The sequence below is a fragment of the Novosphingobium sp. ST904 genome, from assembly GCF_001298105.1.
In the GTDB taxonomy this organism is placed as follows: Bacteria; Pseudomonadota; Alphaproteobacteria; order Sphingomonadales; family Sphingomonadaceae; genus Novosphingobium.
Window position 1 is genome coordinate 39,860 of record NZ_LGJH01000121.1, and the last position, 6,000, is coordinate 45,859.

At 65.2% G+C, this 6,000-nt stretch carries 5 protein-coding genes and 2 pseudogenes; all 7 read left to right on the plus strand.

Going from position 1 to position 6,000, the window contains the following annotated elements; genetic code table 11:
* Window positions 1-334: 334 nt before the first annotated feature.
* Window positions 335-517, plus strand: a complete 183-nt coding sequence (locus ADT71_RS06195; protein WP_008828953.1) for a hypothetical protein — start codon at window positions 335-337, stop codon at window positions 515-517.
* Window positions 517-971, plus strand: a pseudogene (locus tag ADT71_RS06200) (MgtC/SapB family protein). Before ADT71_RS06195 ends, ADT71_RS06200 begins: the two are co-directional and overlap by 1 nt.
* A gap of 68 nt (window positions 972-1,039) precedes the next feature.
* Window positions 1,040-1,390 (plus strand): hypothetical protein, encoded by a 351-nt coding sequence (locus ADT71_RS06205; RefSeq protein WP_231635647.1) that lies wholly within the window; start codon window positions 1,040-1,042, stop codon window positions 1,388-1,390.
* A gap of 85 nt (window positions 1,391-1,475) precedes the next feature.
* A complete protein-coding gene (locus ADT71_RS06210; protein WP_369818186.1) occupies window positions 1,476-1,850 on the plus strand; it encodes a hypothetical protein in 375 nt (124 codons plus the stop codon).
* Window positions 1,851-1,881: 31 nt separating this feature from the next.
* On the plus strand, window positions 1,882-2,565 hold the full coding sequence (locus ADT71_RS06215; protein ID WP_008828949.1) for a ZIP family metal transporter: 684 nt from the start codon (window positions 1,882-1,884) through the stop codon (window positions 2,563-2,565).
* Window positions 2,562-3,167, plus strand: coding sequence for a cation transporter (locus ADT71_RS06220; RefSeq protein ID WP_008828948.1), 606 nt, complete (start codon window positions 2,562-2,564; stop codon window positions 3,165-3,167). The genes ADT71_RS06215 and ADT71_RS06220 overlap by 4 nt, the downstream gene beginning before the upstream one ends.
* Window positions 3,167-5,705 (plus strand): annotated as a pseudogene (locus ADT71_RS06225) (heavy metal translocating P-type ATPase). Before ADT71_RS06220 ends, ADT71_RS06225 begins: the two are co-directional and overlap by 1 nt.
* Window positions 5,706-6,000: the final 295 nt, after the last annotated feature.

Here is a 6,000-nt window from a genome sequence, read left to right on the forward strand (position 1 = left end):
GTCCGTGTGAGAACGGCCGCGCCATGGGCGTGCCCCCTGTAGCGCCCATGGCGATAGATCGTGGAAAGACGGGGAAATAGCGGCTCGGCGCCTTCGGAGCGGCCCAGTTCGGGGGATCATCCTCGCGACCGGGCTTGCTCTGGCGCCGGGTCTGGTCGGCTGCTCGCCAGCCACCAACAAGAGCGAGGCCGAAGCGTCGCGTGATCGCGAGCTGCCCAACTTCATCGGCGAGCATTTCTACGCCTGTCCTGATGGGTCGCGCCTCGATGTCGACTTCCTCGGCGATGGCCTGACCCTAGACATAAAGACTCGACCGAACGCCGCTCCGGAACGGGTGACATCGCCGGCAAGCGGGCGGACCTATGTCGGCCGGAACCTCAATGTGTCGATCTCAGGCGGCGACCGGATCACGCTCAAGCGCCCCGGCGCGCCTGCCTTGGCCTGCAACAGGGTGCTGGCCTATCAGGATGCACCGGAAGGGGTAGCGAGCGGCCAGGCTGAAGGTTCGGCCGCATGATGACGATCTCGTCATGGGAGGAGTCGCTTTCCCATATCGTCAGTCTCGCGCTGGCCTATGCGTTGGCGCTTCCGGTTGCTGGAACCGGGAGAAGGATGAACGCAGCGCCGGCATCCGGACCTTTCCGCTGGTCGCCATCGCCAGTTGCAGGTTCGTACTCGTAGGTATCGCCATTCTCGGACGCACGTCTCCTGCCCAAGCTCGCCTGCTTGAAGGATTGATTACCGGCGTCGGCTTCATTGGCGGCGGCGCCATATTGAAGCACGCCGGAAAAGCGTCCGGAACCGCGACCGCTGCGAGCCTCTGGGCGACGGGGGCACTGGGCGCCGCGGTCGGCTATGGTCTTTACGACATCGCTGTGATCCTCAGCCTGACCACCTTCCTGACGCTGCACTTCTCTCATCCACTGAAGCGCGCCTCCCAGGATCGCGCCGAGCCGGCTGATCGACAATGAGGCACAATCGTCCCTCCGAAACGCGCGCGACGCGGCGGGTGCCCAAGAGTGGCGGGCAATTCGGGCCGGTGTCGCCGCGCCCAAGCGACGACCGTCGTTCGCGTTTGGAGCGGTGGGCGTCTCTGCTCGAACGCGATCCGCACCGGCTTATCGCGCTGCTGCGTCCGTCATGGGCAGCGGGCGACGACATCGCCCCGATGGCGGCGAGCCCAAGTGCCGTCGATCTGGCCTGGGTCGATCCGGTGTTTCGCGTGACGGGTCTTGCGGGACGCTCTCGGGCCGACGTGAAAGCGTTTTTCCAGCTTTCGGATGCCGAGTTGGACCGGATCGCGGCGGGGTCCCGGCGCGTCCCGCTGCGGCCTGCCTGGCAGGTCGCGCGCGCATCCGCAACGTCGCCGATCCGCGCCCTGAAAAACTGATCCTGATCGGCGTCATGCTCATGATCGTCAGTGTCGTCGGAGCTGCCCAATGGCTTGGATGAATAGGCTCTTCCCGGAAGCGGCTGTGACGCCGGTTTGGTTAGGGTTCGCCGGCATAGCCCTCGTGCTGGCGTCGTCGGGCTGTTCGGAACAGCCTCGCAAGGCGAAACCCACCGAACAGGAAATCCACGCCGGGGACAGCGGGGATGCCAGCGGCATCCCTGGTCGCCACCCCTATCGGTGCGACGACGATCGCCCGCTCCTCGTCGACTTCAAGAATGAGGGCCTGACGCTCGAGCTGCGCCGCGACGGGAACGCTGCGCCGGTTGTCCTGACCGCGCCTGCGGCCGGGCTTCAATATGTCGGCGACACGATGAGCGCGATGTTCTCGGGCAACGAACTCAAGATCGAGGAAGGGGACAAGCCCCCCGTCTTGTGCAGGAAGGATACGAGCTTGTGACCAATCCACCCGGCACAGAGGGGCGCTAACGATGGCGGCGCTCAAATTTTCCCTGATCCCGATGATCGCGATCATGATCGGCGCGCTGATCGCCGGATGGCGCACCCCCGGCGAGAAGCTGGTGGCGGCGATGCAGCATCTCGCGGCCGGCGTGGTGTTCGCCGCTGCTGCGACGGAGATCCTGCCGCTGGTGATGCACGGCGGTTCTCCGACCGCGACGCTGATCGGTGGGGCGCTGGGCGTCGCCGTAATGCTCGGGCTCAAGGCGGCGGAAAGCCGATGGGAAGGGCCGGTGGCACTTCTCGCCGCAATCGGACTCGATCTGGCGATAGACGGCTTGGTTCTCGGCCTCGCTTTCATTGCCGGCGAGAAGGCGGGCACGCTGCTGGCCGTCGCGCTGACCCTCGAAGTGCTGTTCCTGGCCCTGACCCTCACCAACGATCTGGCGGGCCGGTATCGCAAGGCGAAGGCGATCGGACTGACCTGCGCGCTGGCAGTGCTGGTGCCGATCGGCGCTCTGGTCGCGCAGCCGGTAGCGCTGCTGTCGCCGATATGGATCACCGGCTTCCTGAGCTTCGGCCTGATGGCGCTGCTTTATCTCGTTACCGAAGAGCTGCTGGTCGAGGCGCACGAGAAGCCGGACTCGCCGCTTATCAGCGCGATGTTCTTCGTCGGCTTCCTCATCCTCCTGCTGATCGAGGAAATCATGGCATGACGGCTTCACCAGACGCAAAGGTCTCAGCTGAGCGGCGCACACTCTGGATCGTGCTGCTGCTCAACGCGGCGATCGCCGCGGGCTTCTTCATGACGGGCCTGATCGGCGATTCCAGCGCACTCATCGCCAACGGCGTCGACAACCTGTCGGACACCGCGGTCTATGCGCTGAGCCTTATTGCGCTCAGCCACGGGCCGACGTGGAAGACGCGGGCCGCAACCGTGTCGGGCGTCATGCTGCTGATCTTCGCCGTCGGCATCCTGATCGACGTCGGCCGCCGCTATGTCCAGGGCAGCGATCCGATCGGCCCGACGATGATGGTGATGTCGGCCATCGCCGGCGTCGTGAACTATGTTTGCCTGCGCCTGCTCCAGAAGCTCAAGCAGCCCGATGTGAACCTGCGTGCCGCAACCACGTTCAGTTTCAACGACTTCATCTCCAACGGCGGCATCCTGATCGCGGGCGCGCTGGTGCTTTGGCTTGGGACGAATTGGCCCGATCTGCTGGTGGGCCTGGCTACTGCTCTTATCGCGATCAAGGGCGGCATCGAAATCCTGCGTGATGCGCAGGCAGAAACCAAGACCAACGCGGAGACGGCGTGATGACCGAAAAGCTCGAACTCGATATCCCCGTCCTGCTGCCGGAGGTTCCCGATGTGGCCGATGCTTGTGTCGGGCGTCTCGTCTCGACGCTGAGCGCCAAGCCCGGCGTCGAGCGCGCGCATGTCCTGCCTGCCGATGGCGAGACGCCGGCGAAGCTCTGCATTCATTTCGACGGGACGGCGCTTCCGCTGCCGCGTGTGCGCGAGATGGTGCGGGCGGCGGGCGCCGATATCAGCGGGCGATACGGCCATGCGACATGGCAAGTCGAGGGGATCGGGCACGAGCGCCGCGCCCGCACCGTCGGCGAGACTCTGTGCCAGGTGCCCGGCGTGCTGCAGGCGGACGCCAGCGCCTCGGGCAGCGTGCGGGTCGAATATGACAAGGAGCGCGTCGACGAGGCGACGATCGTCGCGGCGCTGGGCAAGCTCAAGGTCAAGCCGGGCAAGCGGACTGGCTCCGATCATGCCGGCGATCATGCTGGAGACGATCACGCGCGGGCGACCATGCCGGGCACGATCACGGGCCTGGCGGTCATGCCGAAGGCGCAGAAAAGCACGGACCGGGCGATGGCCACGATCACGCCCACGCCAATTTCCTCGGCCCAAATACCGAGCTGATCTTCGCGCTCGCCTGCGGCGCGCTGCTAGCGATCGGCTTCGCGATCGAGAAGCTGGTTGCGGGCGCCGCCGACTGGCTGCCGACCGCCTTCTATGTCGGCGCCTATATGTTCGGCGGCTTCTTCACGCTGCGCGAGGCGATCGACAATCTAAAGCTCAAGAAATTCGAGATCGATACGCTGATGCTCGTCGCGGCCGCCGGCGCCGCGGCGCTCGGTGCCTGGGCAGAAGGCGCGCTGCTGCTGTTCCTGTTCAGCCTCGGCCATGCGCTTGAGCATTATGCGATGGGTCGCGCGAAGCGCGCGATCGAGGCGCTGGCCGAACTCGCGCCCGACAAGGCGACGGTGCGCCGTGACGGGCAGACGAGGGAGATTCCCGTCGAGGAGCTGGTGGTCGGCGACATCGTGGTCGTGCGCCCGAATGAACGCCTGCCCGCCGACGGCTTCGTCATCAAGGGGTCGAGCGCGATCAACCAGGCCCCCGTCACCGGCGAGAGCATTCCGGTCGACAAGGAGCCGGTCGCCGATGTCGAGGCGCGCGCGCGAAGCCCGATGCGGTCGAGGCGACGTCGCGGGTGTTCGCCGGCACGATCAATGGCGGCGCGGCGATCGAGATCGAGGTGACGCGACGTTCCAACGAAAGCGCGCTCGCCAAGGTCGTGAAGATGGTGAGCGAAGCGGAGACGCAGAAGTCGCCGACGCAGCGCTTCACCGATCGGTTTGAGCGTGTCTTCGTGCCGGCGGTGCTGGCCCTGTCGTTCATCCTGCTGTTCGCGTGGGTCGTCGTCGACGAGCCGTTTCGCGACAGCTTCTATCGCGCGATGGCGGTGCTGGTTGCGGCCAGCCCCTGCGCGCTGGCGATCGCTACCCCCAGCGCGGTGCTGTCCGGCGTCGCGCGCGCGGCACGCGCCGGCGTGCTGGTTAAGGGTGGTGCCCCACTGGAAAACCTCGGCTCGCTCAAGGCGATTGCGTTCGACAAGACGGGGACGTTGACCGAAGGGCGGCCCCGCATCACCGATGTCGTGCCCGTCGATGGCGCGAGCGAAGAGGATTTGTTGGCGCTCGCTATCGCGGTCGAGGGATTGAGCGATCACCCGCTGGCGCAGGCGATCGTGAAGGATGGACGCGAGCGCTTGGGTGACCGCGAGCTGCCGACCGCGACCGATCTCAAGAGCCTGACTGGACGCGGCGTTACCGCGACCGTCGATGGCGAGACGGTGTGGATCGGCAAGGCCGAGATGTTCGGCAAGGAGGGTATCCCTACACTGAACGCGGCCGCGACCGACGCCATCGCAACACTGCGCGAGGGCGGGCGCACGACGATCGTAGTGCGCAAGGGCGACAAGGACATCGGCGCCATCGGGCTGATGGATACGCCACGCGAAGCGGCCAAGGTTGCGCTCAAGCGGCTCCGCGAGATGGGCATCACCCGGATGATCATGATCTCGGGCGACCATCAGAAGGTGGCCAACGCCATCGCCAAGGACGTTGGCCTCGACGAGGCTTGGGGAGACCTGATGCCGGAGGATAAGGTTGCCTCGATCAAGAAGCTCGCCGGCGAAGACAAGGTTGCGATGGTCGGGGATGGCGTCAACGATGCGCCGGCGATGGCGAGCGCTACGGTCGGCATCGCGATGGGCGCCGCCGGCTCAGACGTGGCGCTGGAGACGGCGGACGTCGCGCTGATGGCCGACGATCTCGCACACCTGCCGTTCGCGGTTGGCCTAAGCCGCCACACCCGCGGCATCATCCGGCAGAATGTGTTCGTCAGCCTCGGCGTCGTCGCGTTCCTCGTGCCTGCGACGATCTTGGGGCTGGGCATCGGCCCGGCGGTCGCGATGCACGAAGGCTCGACGCTGCTGGTCGTGTTCAATGCGCTGCGGCTGCTCGCCTACCGCGATCCGGCGAAGCAAACGGCATAGCGCCAAGTTGCTACTATGCTTGGATCGTCAGCGACGGAACGGCGGCTCATGGCAGCGATGATGCTCCAATGGGCTCCTGAGCTTGCAAAGCATATTGCAATGCCACCCGGGTTGGCCACGGACCTACATAGACTAAAACATTTAGACCGATAATAATAGTTATGTTAAATTTGGCCAATTCCGGGGCAATTAGAACGTGTCGGTTTTCCTAAATAACCGGACGACGGAATGGCGTAAAAACCTTGCGCGGCAGATTTCGCCATAAAATCGCAATTCTGCAGTTTGATTGCCTCGA

Excerpts from the sequence above, each read along its gene's own strand:
- ADT71_RS06215 (WP_008828949.1), top strand. The coding sequence starts at position 1,882 with ATGGCGGCGCTCAAATTTTCCCTGATCCCGATGATCGCGATCATGATC.
- ADT71_RS06220 (WP_008828948.1), top strand. The coding sequence starts at position 2,562 with ATGACGGCTTCACCAGACGCAAAGGTCTCAGCTGAGCGGCGCACACTC.